We start from the raw sequence: 13,802 nt of genomic DNA on the forward strand, positions 1-13,802 counted from the left end.
ATGCAGGTACCCCGCGGGTCGATGTAGCGGTCGGTGACCGCCGGCGCACCGCCCGCATGACCAGTTGCGCACTGGTGCGCTGCCGGTCGCCGGACCCCCGGCTACATGGGTCGCGACATGTCTCGCAGGTTGCCCCACGTCACCCAATCGACCGACGAGTCGGCCTTCGCGCGGTAGAGGACATCGTCCGCCGAAGCGGGTTCGACCATCCCGCCGCGAAGGTTCAATAGGATTGGCGTGTCGTCGAACTCGGGCTGCGATGCCTGTTTGTGCCACCTCAGCTCGTCCGTGAGCCACTGTGGCAAGTGCCCCTTTGCCGTGCTTGCACTTGTCCTGCCGGAAGGCAACGCCGCCGAAGGTCGGTTTGATCACGGTCGTGCCGACGCGCCTGACCGCGCCCCTCGAGTCCGAGCCGGCCTACCGGCGGACCTGGCGTACCCGGGATGAGGCCGAGAACGCCCTGTTCGCCTACATCGACGGCTGGTACAACTCCCAGCGCATTCAGAAGAAGGCTGGGCCGGCGATCACCGGTCTCCGGATTAGCGGGGGAACCTCAGGCGGCCATTGGCTTTATTTCCTGGTGACTGTGCAGGAATGACCCGTACTGAACACAAGGCGCGCGGGGATGCCCCCGGCATGGGCAGGTAGGGTCGGGGCGTGCAGCGTCGGCAGCGTCCCGGTGGGGGGACCGGTGCGAGTAGGGCAAATCCGAGCACGACCGGGACAAGCAGCGAAGCGTCGAGCGACGTGCCGTGTTACGGAGTAGACCTCCTGGGTGCGATGTCCGCCAACCTGTCTCGTTTCAAACCTCTTCAGAGGACGATGGTTGATACTGGGCAGTCGGCACATGGAAGGGCCGACGCAGTAATTGCACGACCGTGCCGACCGGTACACCGAGGTTGGTGCGAGAAGTACCAGGAGACAACATGATCCACCGTCGTTCCGCGAAGCTGACGCTGTTGATCGCGGCGGGGATAGCCCTGTCGACCCTTTCGGCCACCACCGCCCAGGCTGAGCCCCAGTACCCCACAGGGTGCAGATCCGCAACCGGAGTGAATCAGTGGTGGAACGAGGTGCGGGCATGGTGCACGGGAGGTCAAGGACAGGTTCGAGCAGTGGCTGTCTGCCGAGACGGCGGGACGACTTGGACCCAATATGGTGCATGGAAATACGTCCCGAATACGGCGGAGCCTTATTGGTCCACGACCGCATGTCCTCCGAACATCCCGGTGGATTCGCACTCGTACCAAACCAGCCGCCTGTAACAGGTGACGCTGGAGATCGGTCATCTCGGCCGCAAGAGCGCGGGGTGCTCCGGTGCGAGGGGCTTACCGTCGTCGTCCAAGCGCTCGATTTGGCCGCGGTAGCCCCACATGCGCACCGGACGCGGATCCACGGACAGCAACTCCCCGGTCCCCGCCGGCAGGGTGTGGGAAGTACGAACAGAAAGTCATGCCGCCCGGCAAGTCCTGGGGCGATTTGCCTGACCGAGCAGGTATCAGTGGATTCAGAACTTGACTCGATGGAATGACGAGAGCCGTTTGCGGAAGGGGGATTCCGGATCGGCTCTCACCAGACGATGCAGCGGAAACTCACTCAATGACGTCGAGGAGCGTACGCCGCCGCGGTCTACGTAGCGACGTTCCCGGCCTGCTCCGTCCTGGGTGCGGCCACCGCACGATCCTGACTTTCAGCTCGCCCGAGTGCCCACTCCGGCGGAGCCGCTTTGGCCTCCGCGCGCAGCATCTCCTGTGTGGAATCCAGATCGCGAAGTGCACTCCGCAGTTCCTCCGGGTTGTCGACGACCCGCACACCGCGATAGCGGTGGGCCAGGGCGTCGTATGCCGACCGCAGGCGTCGGCACTCCTCTTGGTGAACGTCGCAGTTCAGCTTCGTGTGGATGATCGTGAACACCGCGCTCGTCAGAGCAAGGTAAGCAGGCAGGTTGAACAGGCTCGACGCTCAAAGTTTCCCGCCGGTCGATTAGGTCGTTCATCACTGCGCTCCGAGGGGTCACGACGTCCTCGTAGCATTGGCGTGCCGCAGCCGAACTGTATAGCGCCATCAACTGACTCTGATCGAGAAACTCGAGCAGCGCCACGTCGTACTCGGTTGTGAACTGCGCAACCGCATCTGCCTATCCGACTGTGCTGCCGCCTGTGTCCTGGCCGCCAAGAACGTTGCCGCTCCACCGACCGCTGCCCCGATGAACAGGTGCGCGCCGTCCCCCAGATGCCATGGGCCAATGATGCAGTTGGCTGGCCGGTTCGGGTGCGGGATCCACCGACGTGCCGATAGACGATGAAGGGTGGAGTTGTCGTCAAAACGTGCCTGTGTGGTTTCCATCCGTATCCCGAGCTTCACCCCACGCATTCTTGATCCAGTCCCCCTCGTTGCAGAATGTGCTGGACCAAGCGCCCGGCGACACCCAGGTGCCGTAGCGGTTGTAGGTGCCCGGCGTATCGTTCCGCTGGCAGACCGCGACTATCCGTACGCTTCCGTAACCACTTGAGCAGTGGGCCTCGGCGGCTGTCCGGCTCGGCTCGTATATGAACGACACGCAGTCGTAAGGTGCGGGAGGGGCCGCTGTCGCGGTTGTGGCCGGCAGTCCGAGAGCAGCTCCGGTGAGGGCTGCGGCCGCCATCCACCGGGTTGCGTTCAAGCGGTCGATCATGTTCTCTCCTGGTGTTCTCAGCGACCGCGTTGCAGTGAATTGCACGGTGACGCGGCTCGGAATGGCTTGCTGAACACCGACGATCTTTGAATGAATGACGCTGCGCTTCAATACCATTCGGCGCAGCCCGAATCGAGTAGCACCGACGCGACAGCGCGGGCTATCACTCCCGTCAGCAGCATGAGCGCCACCTCCAGGCCCGGCCGGTCCTGCACCCGAGTCGTGCGTGAGGGCGCGTTCGAGGCGGGCGCGAGCTTCGGCCTGCTCGCGGAACTCGCGCTCTTCGTAGGACTCGGCGTCGTCGATCATGGCCTCGATCCTGCCGCCCGGAGTTCGTCCCGGCTGAGTTTCTCTCGGCCCCCTGCGCAGCAGGCGAATTGGTCCGAACGAGATCCTCGGCCCGCATCGGGAAGGCGTAGGCGAGGCTTCGTCGCCCCCTGCTCCGGCCGAAGGGCAGGGGCTGTACGACACCGATCGCGTGCGGTTCGAGGCCGTTAGCCGGGCGGTTGCGCAACCGGGAAACTTCTTGGCGTGTCGAATCGACGACACGCCAGCGAGAACCGTTCTACCGAGACTGGGCCGCAGACATTCACAGCGCGACTCGCCGATCGAGTCCCAGCCTGGTGAAGCGCGCCCGACGGATGGATTCAAGTGCCGAGTGGGCCGGTATTGATCGGTAGTTGTCGGTAGGCGCGCTCCACTTTTGACTCCGCTTTTGCTGGGTTGAAACCGGTAGTGTCCGGTAATGCGCGGTAGAGACCGGTAGGTAATCGATAGAGCTAATCCGCAGTTCATGGACAGGTCCGCGCCTTTGAACTCGACGGTTCCTATTCGCCCCCAATATCTTTCGGAAACCACAAGATCAGAGCCCCGGTCGCCGTACGCTGGCCCACCGACCCACGTATCGGCACAACCCGGAGGCACCATGCTGTCCCTGCAGGAGATTTCGGACCGCCTGGAGATCGAGGACCTGATGGTCCGCTATTCGCATGCGGTGGATACCCACCAGTGGGACCTGCTGGACGAGATCTTCACCCCTGATGCGCACATCGACTACACCGCCATGGGCGGCCCGGCCGGTGACCTGGCTTCCACCAAGACCTTCCTGGCCACCGTCATGCCGAACTTCTCCGCCTTCCAACACCTGATCAGCAACTCGTCCATTCGCGTCGACGGCGATCACGCCACGGCGCGCACCATGTGCCACAACCCCATGCTGGTCGCCGGGGCGGACGGGCACAGCCGGCTGATGCTGTGCGGGCTCTGGTATCACGACACCTTCGTGCGCCTCGGCGGCGGCTGGCGCATCCACCAGCGCGTCGAGGAGAAGAGCTACATGTTCGTCGCGCCCACCGCCAATTGACGTCTCAGCGCCGGTACCGCTGCAGCACCACTCCCGATTTCGGAAACTCGCGCGTTTCCAGCAGGCGCAGCTCGCGGCGCGGTCCCGGCGCGAAGAACCGCTGCCCGAGTCCGAGCAGGACCGGGAACACCGCCAGCCACAACTCGTCCACCAGCCCGAGCCGCAGGAACTCCTGCGCCGTGGTGGCGCCGCCGAACAGCACCAGCGGTTTACCGGGCCGGGCCTTCAGCTCGGCGACCTCCGCGGCCGGATCGGCGCCGATCCGCACCGCCGGCTGCCACGGCAGCTCCTGGCGCCGATGCGAGACAACGTATTTCGGCAGCCCGTTGACCCGGGGCGCGAGCTCGTCCCCGGGCGCGGCGGGCGCACGCTCGGCCTACGGCCAGTACTGCGCCAGCTCCTCGTAGCAGACCCGGCCGAAAATCTGCCCGTCCACACTGTCGAGCAGCGCGGCGAGATATTCGTGGAAGTCGGGATCATCGATCTCGATCCAATCCATCACCCCGCCCGGTCCCTGGGTGAACCCGTCCACCGACACCATCATGTGCAAGAGCAACGCGCGCATGCGATCACCCCTTCGCTCGGATTCATGTCTCGCTGTGGTGACCGGGCGAGCGCGCGAAACTCATCGGCGCGGCCTACCTGTGCGCCGGGCCCGCGGCGGTGGCGAGCAGCTGATCGAACAGATCGCGGTAGCCGCGCAGGGCTTGGCGCAGGTCCTCGGTGTCGGCGCGTTCGCCCTGGTGCCAACGGCGTTCGATGGCCTGGCGGCGCTGGGCGCAGGTGTCGGCCAGCTGCCGGATGGCGTCGCCGACGAGTTCATCGGCGTGAGCGACGCAGTTCTGCGGGTCGTCGACGAATTGGGTCTGCACCTCGCGCCACTGCTCACGCAGGCGGCGCAGGTCCTTCTCGGCGAAGAGCCGGCCGCGGTCGGGCGCAGCGGATTCGGGCTGTCCGGTAGTGCGCGAGTCCATCTCCGGGGACGTGCGGCGTTCCGGATTCGGGGGGACGATCCGCTGGCCGCCTTCGGCGGAGACCGGCTCCGCATCCCGGGACTGCCGCTGTTCGGCGCCCTGCGCCGACCACGGCTCGGCGCCTTGCGGCTGCCTTCCCTGTGCACCCGGGGACGACCACGGCTCCGCGTCCTGGGACTGCCTCCGCTCCCCGCCCTGGGCCGGCCCGTGCTCCGCGCCGGTCACCACCGGATTGGGGCTCGTGGGTGCGGTGCGGTCGGTGACGATCGGCGTGGACGGTTCGGTGGCCTGGGTGTCGGCGGGCGAATCAGCCTGGGTGTGCTTGTTCTTGGCGCGTTCGGATTCGATGCTCATGGCGGTGCCTCACTGGTTGTGGCGGGTGCTGGATGCGGCGCGGTGGCCGTTCATCAGGTCCTCGAACAGTGCGCGGTAGTGCACGATGGCGGTGCGCATGTCCTCGGTCGTCACCTGGCCCTGCCCGGCCCGCCCGGTGATGTCGTGGGCGATCCGGTACTGCTCGAGCGGGCGGGCGTGCTCCACCGAGAGGATGTCCAGTTGCTGGCGGTAGCCCTCGGCCGGATAGCCGCGATCGGTCATGACCGCGGTGACCAGATGGTCGGCATTGGTGAGCGCGCCGACCGGATCGTCGATGAACTGTTCCTGCACCTGCGCCCACTGCATGGTGTAGCGGCGCTTCTCGTCCTCCGAGAGATCGCGCAATTGCAGCTGCTCGTGGCGCTTTTCGCGTTCGGTGAGCTCGCGTTCGGCCACCCGCCGATTCTGGGCCTGCTGCATTGTGCGGTCGTATTCCGGGCCGAAGCGGTCGCGCAGCCGGCGACTGCGCAGGCGCGGGATCAGCGCGACCGCGAGCAGTGCGGCCAGTGCGATCACCGCCGCCACGATGATGGTTGTGATTACTGCACCCGACATCTGATGCCTCCTGGTCGAGTCCGTCGTTTTGGACGGAATGCCTCGGCAGGACGGCACCAAACGCAGGCGCGCCCGGTCAGGTTCCGCGCAGCAGCGGGATGAGCGGGGCGAATTTGTCGATGTTGAACTCGTTGACCGTCAGGTAGTTGAAGCCGAAGCGGTCGCGGCGCTCGCGCAGCGTCCGGGCTTGTTCCTCGGGAGTACCGACCAGCAGCACCGGAATGTCTTCCAGGTCGTCCCCGCTGCCGGGGGGCAGGTGCGGGGCGAGCTGCTCGTGGAACGCGGCGCGGTCGGCGTGTCCGGTGAGACCCTGGATGAGCAGGTTGAATTCGACCGTCTCCGCGCGTGATCCGAGCAGGCCGCGCACGAAGTCGACCTTCTTGGCGGTGGTCGCCGAATCGGCGACGGTGATGTGGCCGCTGTCGGCGGCCCCGCCGCCGACGAAGGCGATGATCTCGGCGTGCTCGGCGGCCACCCGCAGGGCGCGATCACCCCAGGCCGCCATGAGCACCGGCGGCCCGCCCGGCTGCACCGGGCGCGGCTGATGGTCCGGGTCGGCGAACAACCGCCGCAGCGTGCTCACCGTCTCCGCGACGTGCTCGACGCGGCGGCCCGCGGACGGGAACGGTATTCCGGCGGACTCGAATTCGGACTGCACGTAGCCCGTGCCGAGCCCCAGCTCGAAGCGCCCGCCCGAGAGCTGGTCGAGTCCGGCGACATCGCGGGCCAGCAGGGTCGGATTGTAGAACGGGGTGTTGAGCACGAAGGTGTTGAGCCGCACCCGTTCGGTCACCTCGGCCGCCAGCATGAGCGCGGGAAACGGGGCGACCAGTCCCAGATGGTCGGGCACGCCGATGACGTCGAAGCCCAGTTTCTCGGCGCGGCGGCACTTCTCGACCCACGCGGCGCGCGAGGTGGGGGCCAGCAGATTCACACCGAAGCGGAATGGGAGGACCATAGTTCTTGTCTACCAGTCGAATCCACCGGCGTCTCGGCGCCGCGCACACGCCGTCGCGGCGGCGGGGTGAAATGGGCGGTCAGCGAATACTGCGAAGCTGCAGGGAATGAATTAACGCGGCGAGTGCGGCGAATGGGCTCCGCGCGCTCGCGCCGCGCGCCATCATGAGATATCGCACTTCGTCGACCGCTGCGAGGAGTTTGCACGATGGCCCGGTTGCCCGCTCTCTCCCAGCAACGTGCGGAGTTGGAAAAGGTGTGGGCGCGCTGGGCCACCGGCGCCGGCCGGCCGTCGGGGCGGGAGATCGCGCTCCGGCACGAGGTCGCCGAATCCTGGGAGCGCTCGCTGCGCACGGTGGACCCGGCGCGCGCGGTCGCACCGGCCACCGATCGCGACGAATTGAGTTCGCGCTGGGCGGAATCGCCGCTGCGCACACCGGTGACCGAGCTGGCGGGCGAGCTACGGGCCATCACCGAGGACGCCGGCCTGATCGCGGTGGTCACCGACGAGGCGGGCACCGTGCTGTTCTGCTGCGGCGATCGCGGCGTGCGGCGTCGGGCCGAGCAGGTGAACCTCGCCCCCGGCGGATGCTGGGACGAACCGTATATGGGGACCAGCGGCGTGGCGCTGTCGCTGCACACCGGGCAGCCGAGTTCGGTCTGGGCCGCGGAGCATCTGGTGGAGGCGCTGCACGGGTGGGTCTGCTACTGCGCGCCGATCCGCGCGGCCGACGGGCGGCAGCTGGGCGTGCTGGACCTGTCGACGTACTGGGATCGCTCGCATCCGATGATCCTGACCACGGTGCGGGCGCTGGTCACCGCCATCGAGGCGCGACTACACGCCGAGCAGGCCCAGCCCGCCTCGCGCACCCGGCTGGAGTGCCTGGGTGTGCCGCGGCTCTACAAGGAGGGCAAGCAGGTGCCGATGCGGCCGCGGCAGCTGGAGATCCTCACGCTGCTGGCGCTCGAACCCGAGGGCTTCACCCCGGAACGCCTGCACGAGGCGGTGTACGGCGAACGCTCGGTGTCATCGAGCACCCTGAAAGCCGATGTCTCCCGACTACGCCGGGCCACCGACGGCCAGGTGGCCGGTCGCCGCTACATGCTCACCGAGCCCATGGCCTGCGATGCCCTCGAACTGCTCGCCGCCCTGGAGGCCGGTGATATGACCACCGCCGTGCGCCTGTATCGCGGTCCGCTGCTCCCGGATTCGGATGTGCCGGGCATCGTGCAGTGGCGCGAACACCTCGACGTCTGCCTGCGCACCGCCGTGCTGGCCGACCGCAATCCCGAACACGCGCTCCGGTTCGGGCAACGCTGCCCGGACGATATCGAAATCCACGAGCACGCCATGCGTTTGCTGCCGCACGGGGACAGCCGGCGCGCCCTGGCGACCGCTCGTCTGCACACCGCGATGCGCGCGTAGGCCCGCCGACCCACGGCTGTGACCAGCCGACGTTTCACCAACCTCGCGCCAACCCTACGCCAACCTTCGCAGTTCATAGTGACCCCCGTCACCCACAGGTCTGCGATCAGGAGCCGCGCCATGATCTACGCCAAACCAGGCAGCGACGGCAGCATTGTCAGTTACGCCCGCCGCTATGACAACTTCATCGGCGGGGAGTGGAAAGCCCCGATAGAGGGCCGGTACTTCGACAATCCCTCGCCCGTCGACGGTGAAATCTTCTGTGAGGTAGCACGTTCCAGCGCCGCCGACATCGATATGGCCCTCGAGGCCGCGCACCGGGCCGCCGACGCCTGGGGTGCCACCGCGGTGACCGAGCGTGCCAATATTCTCAACCGCATCGCCGACCGCCTGGAAGCGAACCTGGAGAAGCTCGCGGTCGCCGAGACCTGGGAGAACGGCAAACCGGTACGCGAGACGCTTGCCGCGGACTTGCCGCTGGCCATCGATCACTTCCGGTACTTCGCGGGATGCATTCGCGCGCAAGAGGGTTCACTGGCCGAAATCGACGCCGACACGGTGGCGTATCACTTCCACGAACCGCTCGGTGTGGTCGGGCAGATCATTCCGTGGAACTTCCCGATTCTCATGGCGGCCTGGAAGCTGGCGCCCGCGCTGGCGGCCGGCAACTGCGTCGTCATCAAGCCCGCCGAACAGACACCGGCCTCGCTGCTGCTGGTCGTGGAGCTGATCGCCGATCTGCTGCCGCCGGGAGTTCTCAACGTGGTCAACGGTTTCGGCGTCGAAGCCGGTAAACCGCTGGCATCCAGCCCGCGGGTGGCCAAGGTCGCCTTCACCGGGGAGACCACCACCGGGCGGCTGATCATGCAGTACGCCAGCGAGAACATCATTCCGGTCACCCTGGAGCTGGGCGGCAAGAGCCCCAATATCTTCCTGCCGGATGTGACGGCCGCCGATGACGACTTCCTGGACAAGGCGGTCGAGGGCTTCGTCATGTTCGCGCTCAACCAAGGTGAGGTGTGCACCTGTCCCTCGCGCGCGCTGATCCACTCGTCCATCTACGACGAGTTCATCGCCCGCTGCATCGAGCGCACCAAGGCCATCAAGGGCGGCAATCCCCTCGATGATTCGACCATGATCGGCGCGCAGGCCAGCAACGATCAGTACGAGAAGATCCTGTCCTACATCGACATCGGCCGCAAAGAGGGCGCCAAGGTGCTCACCGGCGGCGAGATGCGCAAGGTGGAGGGCCTGCCCAACGGGTACTACATCGAGCCGACCATCTTCGAGGGCCGCAATGACATGCGGATCTTCCAGGAGGAGATCTTCGGCCCGGTGGTAGCGGTGACCCGCTTCGACAACGAGGCCGAGGCGGTCACCATCGCCAATGACACCCTGTACGGTCTGGGCGCGGGCGTCTGGACCCGCGATGGTGGCGCGGCTTACCGCCTGGGCCGCGCCATCAAAGCCGGCCGGGTGTGGACCAACTGCTTCCACGCCTATCCCGCGCACGCGGCCTTCGGCGGCTACAAGAAGTCCGGTATCGGCCGCGAAACCCACAAGATGATGCTCGACCACTATCAGCAGACCAAGAACCTGCTCGTCAGCTACTCCCCCAAGAAGCTCGGATTCTTCTGACGTCGAATCGTGTTGCCGCATCACACGTGGAGGAGTCGTATGAAAACGGGTTCCGTCTCCCGGGTGGGCATCACCGAGGCCGCCGCCGACGTCCTGCAAGGACTGATCGCCCACCACGGCCCGGTCATGTTCCACCAATCCGGCGGCTGCTGCGACGGCAGTTCGCCGATGTGCTATCCGCTGGGCGAGTTCCGGGTGGGAGCCGCCGACGTCCTGCTCGGCCGGGTCTTCCCCGACACCTCGTTCTGGATGAGCGCCGACCAATACGAATACTGGCGCCACACCCATCTCACGGTGGATGTGGTTCCCGGCCGCGGCGGCGGCTTCTCCCTCGAGGCCCCCGAGGGAGTCCGATTCATCATCCGGTCCCGGTTGTTCACCGATGCCGAAGCGGCGGCGTTGGAAGCGGCTCCCGCCCCACCGCGCGGCGCGGACCTGACCGGATGAGAGATGGCGCGGCCGGTTTCTCCGGGCCGGCCGCGCTGTCGTTATGCTGTGCCGCATGGGGAGGAACTCCGCGGTCTGGTTCTTGGTTGCTGCTGCTGTCGCCGGTGTTTCGGGATGTGACAGTGTCAGTGGGCTGCCACAGGAATCCGCGCCGTCCGCGACGACCACCGCAGCCGAATCACCGCGGGTGACGACCCAAACAACTACGACGCCAACGACTTCCACCACCACGGCGGATAACCCCTCCGGGGTCTCGTTGCAGGTGCGGCGGAGCGGGAGCGGGCAGGACGGCGTGCTCACGATCGATGTCGCGGCCGCGGATGGCTCGTGGGCGCAAACCATTACCGAGGAGAATGTCGACATCGACTTCTCCCAACCGTCCTTGCTCGATACCGATGATGACGGGCGCGAAGAACTGCTCGTCCCCTTGATCCTCGGCCCGTATTGGGCTCGAACCGCCGTGTACCACGCCACCGGTACCACCGGCGAGTTCGTCCGCGCCGGTGAATTCACCGGCCTCGGAATCGAATCCGCCGGCGACGGCTACACCGTCACCGACGGAAAGCTGCCGGGCTATCAGGGCTACTTCTACAGCTTCTGGATCTACGAGGACGATCAACTGGTGCCCATCGCCACCGCCGAAGTGCACGTCACCCCCGACTCCACCGGCACCGCCGTCGCCGGCACCGAATGCGTCCTCACCGACGACGGCGGGCTCTACCGCACCGGAATGACATTCACCGAAGCCCGCCGGTACTTCTGCGCCCAGCCCGCCGTCACAGCGACGCACCGATAAAGGCTCCGTCCACGAGCAGCGGGACGGCCGTGCTGGAATCGATTTCGCTGGCGACGGCGACGTCATCGGCGAACCCGATCGCCGCGAGTTCGCGGCCCGAAGCGCAATCGGCGATAAGCGCGGCAATATCGGCGAGCCCGTCGTGACAGGACTTGGCGGCCACCGCCTCCGGTGACAGCGGCCCCGCGCCGTGCGCCTCCAGCGCCGAGATGACGGCAGCGGCTCCGAACCAGTCCTCGATGGCCGGGCGCAGGATGTCCTGACCGGGCCTGCACGAACCAGGTGATGGCGTCGGCACGATTAGTTGTCGTCCGGTTCGTCCAGTCCCTGTGCGATCTTCATGCGTCTGTTGAGCGCCGCAATTTCTTCAGCCGTCAGCGCGCCGACGTGGGTCGCCAGCCAGGGGCGGTAGAGGCGCTTCTGACCCAGGACGTCGGCCCAGCCGTGCGAGGTGGAAGTGGCCAGGGCGTGGCCGGGGTCGATTTCCGAGATAGGGACGCCTTGGAGCCACTGGTACGGGGAATCGATTACGGACTGATCCGAGACGATGACCACGAGCTCACGGCGCGGTGAGGGGGTATCGCTAACGGTCAGGGCATGAATGTAGACATCGCCTCGGTTCATGCGGCGGTGTCGCGGGAGCGGCGCCGCGCATCAGCTTCAGCGGCCATCAGGTAGGCCTCGGCCTCCTGAGCGGCGGCGAGATCGACCGCGGGATCGACTTGCAGCCGGGCCAGGCTGTCAGTGACCTCTTGGCGGGTCGGAACGGGCTCGCTCATATGTCTGGTGTACCAGATCGCGGGCCGCTCGGCCCAGCTTCCTTGGTGATTACACGGAATCCCCGGCGCGGCGTCGGCGGGGACCCCAGCTGTGTCGTCACTCCGGGGACTGGGGCATTGCGGTTCAGCGGCCCGGTAGGAAGCGGATGGCGCGGGCCACGCCCATCAGGAAGGGCTGCCACTTGTCCTGGGAAACCAGCGGGGGCGCATCCAGATTCAGGAAGCGGGTGACGACGACCGTTTGGGGTTCGGTGAACTTCAGCAGGCCGTCGGGGCCGTGGCGGCGGCCCACGCCGGAGATGCCCATGCCGCCCATGGGGGCGCCGGTGGTGCCCCAGGCGGGGGCGTAGCCTTCGTCGACATTGACGGTGCCGGCGTGCAGGCGTTCGGCGATGCGCTCGCCTTCGGCTTTGCTGCCTGCCCAGACACTGGCGTTGAGGCCGTATTCGGTGTCGTTGGCCCGGGTGATGGCCTCTTCGACGTCGGCGACGGGGTAGATGGAGACCAGGGGGCCGAAGGTTTCGTTGCGGCCGCATTCCATGGCGTCGGTGACGTCGGTGAGGACGGTGGGTTCGAAGAAGAGGGGGCCGAGGTCGGGGCGGGGGTTGCCGCCGGCGAGGATCTTGGCGCCCTTGGAGACGGCGTCGGCGACGTGCTTGGTGACGGTTTCGAGTTGGGATTCGGAGATGAGGCTGCCGATGTCGGTGGAGAAGTCGTAGGCCGCGCCGAGTTTGGCGGATTGGACTGCGGCGACGAATTTTTCGGTGAAGTCGCCGGCGACCGCCTTGTCGACGTAGAGGCGTTCGATGGAGATGCAGAGCTGGCCGGCATTGGAGAAGCAGGCGCGCACGGCGGCTTTGGCGGCCTTGTCGAGGTCGGCGTCGCGGGTGACGATCATGGGGTTCTTGCCGCCGAGTTCGGCGGAGAAGCCGATGAGGCGGCGGCCGCACTGTTCGGCGAGGGTGCGGCCGGTGGCGGAGGAACCGGTGAACATGAGGTAGTCGCACTGGTCGACAATGGCCGTGCCCACCACGGTGCCGGGGCCGGTGACCACGGCGAACAGGTCGCGCGGCAGGCCGGCGCGGGCCAGCAGTTCGGCATTGGCGAGGGAGGAGTAGGGGGTCTGGCTGTCGGGCTTGACCACCACGCCGTTGCCCGCGAGCAAGGCGGGGATGGAATCGCCGACCGACAGCAGCATCGGATAGTTCCAGGGCGCGATGACGCCGACCACGCCCTTGGGCACGGCGCGCACCGAGGCGCGGTTGAGCACCGGGAACGCACCGGGAACGCGCTGCGCGGACAGCAGTTTCGGCGCGACCCGGGAGAAGTAGCGGGCCGCGAAGATCAGGCCCATGATCTCTTCCTGGGCGGCCCAGCGCGCCTTGCCGGTCTCGGCTTGCACCACGTCCATGAGGTATTCGCGGTTCTCCACCACCAGCGCGCGATAGCGCTCGAAGACCGCGGCCCGGTCCTTGGCGGGGCGGGCGGCCCATTCCCGCTGGGCGGCACGGGCTTTGGCGACGGCGGCGGTGACATCGGCGGCGGTGCCCACGGGCACGCTGCCCAGGGTGTCGCCGGTGAAGATCTCGGTGATGGCGCGGGTCTCGCGATCCTCGCTCGTGTCCACTGCCGCGAACGACTTCAACCGTTCGAAAACCGCGGGTGCCGGCACCGGCATCATCGCCTCCTGCGTACAAGTTACTTGCGGGTACAGACAATCTACCCCGATGCGGGGACCACGGCCGCCGAGTCCGGGATTCGGGCCGCTCGCGTCGGGTTTACGGCCGAAAATATCGGTCTCCGGCCAGCCGACTCGGT

Annotated in this window: 17 protein-coding genes; 6 read left to right on the forward strand and 11 right to left on the reverse strand. The window is 66.9% G+C overall.

What is annotated here, in order from left to right:
* Positions 1-364: 364 nt before the first annotated feature.
* Positions 365-598 carry an IS3 family transposase gene (locus ACYQ5L_RS20975; RefSeq protein WP_459959423.1) on the forward strand — a complete coding sequence of 78 codons (234 nt, stop codon included), beginning with the start codon at positions 365-367 and terminating at the stop codon, positions 596-598.
* Positions 599-1,629: 1,031 nt separating this feature from the next.
* Here the strand turns inward: ACYQ5L_RS20975 and ACYQ5L_RS20980 are convergent.
* The gene (locus ACYQ5L_RS20980; RefSeq protein ID WP_459959425.1) at positions 1,630-1,914 is read right to left on the reverse strand and encodes a hypothetical protein; all 285 of its coding nucleotides are present in this window, start codon (positions 1,912-1,914) and stop codon (positions 1,630-1,632) included.
* A 406-nt stretch (positions 1,915-2,320) separates the two neighbouring features.
* Positions 2,321-2,983 (reverse strand): hypothetical protein, encoded by a 663-nt coding sequence (locus tag ACYQ5L_RS20985; protein WP_459959426.1) that lies wholly within the window; start codon positions 2,981-2,983, stop codon positions 2,321-2,323.
* A 616-nt stretch (positions 2,984-3,599) separates the two neighbouring features.
* Between ACYQ5L_RS20985 and ACYQ5L_RS20990 the strand changes: the two genes are divergently transcribed.
* Positions 3,600-4,037: a nuclear transport factor 2 family protein gene (locus tag ACYQ5L_RS20990; protein ID WP_379193368.1), complete on the forward strand. Its 438-nt coding sequence runs from the start codon at positions 3,600-3,602 to the stop codon at positions 4,035-4,037.
* A gap of 4 nt (positions 4,038-4,041) precedes the next feature.
* On the opposite strand, the gene ACYQ5L_RS20995 is transcribed toward ACYQ5L_RS20990, so the two are convergent.
* The 5 genes from ACYQ5L_RS20995 to ACYQ5L_RS21015 all read right to left on the reverse strand — a co-directional run bounded on the left by ACYQ5L_RS20995 (position 4,042) and on the right by ACYQ5L_RS21015 (position 6,899).
* Entirely contained in the window at positions 4,042-4,359 is a 318-nt protein-coding gene (locus ACYQ5L_RS20995) for a dihydrofolate reductase family protein (protein ID WP_459963489.1), read from the reverse strand.
* Between the two features lie 54 nt (positions 4,360-4,413).
* Entirely contained in the window at positions 4,414-4,602 is a 189-nt protein-coding gene (locus ACYQ5L_RS21000; protein WP_459959428.1) for a dihydrofolate reductase family protein, read from the reverse strand.
* A 73-nt stretch (positions 4,603-4,675) separates the two neighbouring features.
* The gene (locus ACYQ5L_RS21005; protein ID WP_459959430.1) at positions 4,676-5,365 is read right to left on the reverse strand and encodes a hypothetical protein; all 690 of its coding nucleotides are present in this window, start codon (positions 5,363-5,365) and stop codon (positions 4,676-4,678) included.
* A 9-nt stretch (positions 5,366-5,374) separates the two neighbouring features.
* Complete coding sequence (locus ACYQ5L_RS21010) at positions 5,375-5,941, reverse strand: hypothetical protein (protein ID WP_459959432.1); 567 nt, start codon at positions 5,939-5,941, stop codon at positions 5,375-5,377.
* Positions 5,942-6,017: 76 nt separating this feature from the next.
* On the reverse strand, positions 6,018-6,899 hold the full coding sequence (locus tag ACYQ5L_RS21015; RefSeq protein ID WP_459959434.1) for a TIGR03621 family F420-dependent LLM class oxidoreductase: 882 nt from the start codon (positions 6,897-6,899) through the stop codon (positions 6,018-6,020).
* A gap of 207 nt (positions 6,900-7,106) precedes the next feature.
* Here ACYQ5L_RS21015 and ACYQ5L_RS21020 point away from each other — a divergent pair, with 207 nt between their 5' ends.
* The 4 genes from ACYQ5L_RS21020 to ACYQ5L_RS21035 all read left to right on the forward strand — a co-directional run bounded on the left by ACYQ5L_RS21020 (position 7,107) and on the right by ACYQ5L_RS21035 (position 11,205).
* A complete protein-coding gene (locus ACYQ5L_RS21020; protein WP_459959436.1) occupies positions 7,107-8,324 on the forward strand; it encodes a transcriptional regulator in 1,218 nt (405 codons plus the stop codon).
* A 120-nt stretch (positions 8,325-8,444) separates the two neighbouring features.
* Positions 8,445-9,962, forward strand: coding sequence for an aldehyde dehydrogenase (gene adh / locus ACYQ5L_RS21025; protein WP_459959438.1), 1,518 nt, complete (start codon positions 8,445-8,447; stop codon positions 9,960-9,962).
* Between the two features lie 39 nt (positions 9,963-10,001).
* The gene (locus tag ACYQ5L_RS21030; protein WP_459959440.1) at positions 10,002-10,409 is read left to right on the forward strand and encodes a DUF779 domain-containing protein; all 408 of its coding nucleotides are present in this window, start codon (positions 10,002-10,004) and stop codon (positions 10,407-10,409) included.
* 292 nt (positions 10,410-10,701) lie between these two features.
* On the forward strand, positions 10,702-11,205 hold the full coding sequence (locus tag ACYQ5L_RS21035) for a hypothetical protein (protein ID WP_459959442.1): 504 nt from the start codon (positions 10,702-10,704) through the stop codon (positions 11,203-11,205).
* Here ACYQ5L_RS21035 and ACYQ5L_RS21040 read toward each other — a convergent pair.
* The 4 genes from ACYQ5L_RS21040 to ACYQ5L_RS21055 all read right to left on the reverse strand — a co-directional run bounded on the left by ACYQ5L_RS21040 (position 11,186) and on the right by ACYQ5L_RS21055 (position 13,665).
* The gene (locus ACYQ5L_RS21040; protein WP_459959444.1) at positions 11,186-11,503 is read right to left on the reverse strand and encodes a 2-phosphosulfolactate phosphatase; all 318 of its coding nucleotides are present in this window, start codon (positions 11,501-11,503) and stop codon (positions 11,186-11,188) included. The genes ACYQ5L_RS21035 and ACYQ5L_RS21040 overlap by 20 nt on opposite strands.
* A 2-nt stretch (positions 11,504-11,505) precedes the next feature.
* Positions 11,506-11,760, reverse strand: a complete 255-nt coding sequence (locus tag ACYQ5L_RS21045) for a hypothetical protein (RefSeq protein ID WP_459959445.1) — start codon at positions 11,758-11,760, stop codon at positions 11,506-11,508.
* 65 nt (positions 11,761-11,825) lie between these two features.
* Positions 11,826-11,984 (reverse strand): hypothetical protein, encoded by a 159-nt coding sequence (locus tag ACYQ5L_RS21050; protein WP_459959446.1) that lies wholly within the window; start codon positions 11,982-11,984, stop codon positions 11,826-11,828.
* A 124-nt stretch (positions 11,985-12,108) separates the two neighbouring features.
* Positions 12,109-13,665 carry a succinic semialdehyde dehydrogenase gene (locus tag ACYQ5L_RS21055; RefSeq protein ID WP_459959448.1) on the reverse strand — a complete coding sequence of 519 codons (1,557 nt, stop codon included), beginning with the start codon at positions 13,663-13,665 and terminating at the stop codon, positions 12,109-12,111.
* Positions 13,666-13,802 lie beyond the last annotated feature (137 nt).

It is taken from the genome of Nocardia sp. IFM 10818, from assembly GCF_054655275.1.

Bases quoted from the DNA above. Each gene is read 5' to 3' on its own strand.
- ACYQ5L_RS21015 (WP_459959434.1), bottom strand. From the start codon at position 6,899: ATGGTCCTCCCATTCCGCTTCGGTGTGAATCTGCTGGCCCCCACCTCG.
- ACYQ5L_RS21050 (WP_459959446.1), bottom strand. From the start codon at position 11,984: ATGAGCGAGCCCGTTCCGACCCGCCAAGAGGTCACTGACAGCCTGGCC.
- ACYQ5L_RS21010 (WP_459959432.1), bottom strand. From the start codon at position 5,941: ATGTCGGGTGCAGTAATCACAACCATCATCGTGGCGGCGGTGATCGCA.
- ACYQ5L_RS21020 (WP_459959436.1), top strand. From the start codon at position 7,107: ATGGCCCGGTTGCCCGCTCTCTCCCAGCAACGTGCGGAGTTGGAAAAG.
- ACYQ5L_RS20990 (WP_379193368.1), top strand. From the start codon at position 3,600: ATGCTGTCCCTGCAGGAGATTTCGGACCGCCTGGAGATCGAGGACCTG.
- ACYQ5L_RS21000 (WP_459959428.1), bottom strand. From the start codon at position 4,602: ATGCGCGCGTTGCTCTTGCACATGATGGTGTCGGTGGACGGGTTCACC.
- ACYQ5L_RS21005 (WP_459959430.1), bottom strand. From the start codon at position 5,365: ATGAGCATCGAATCCGAACGCGCCAAGAACAAGCACACCCAGGCTGAT.
- adh (WP_459959438.1), top strand. From the start codon at position 8,445: ATGATCTACGCCAAACCAGGCAGCGACGGCAGCATTGTCAGTTACGCC.
- ACYQ5L_RS21055 (WP_459959448.1), bottom strand. From the start codon at position 13,665: ATGATGCCGGTGCCGGCACCCGCGGTTTTCGAACGGTTGAAGTCGTTC.
- ACYQ5L_RS21030 (WP_459959440.1), top strand. From the start codon at position 10,002: ATGAAAACGGGTTCCGTCTCCCGGGTGGGCATCACCGAGGCCGCCGCC.
- ACYQ5L_RS20985 (WP_459959426.1), bottom strand. From the start codon at position 2,983: ATGATCGACGACGCCGAGTCCTACGAAGAGCGCGAGTTCCGCGAGCAG.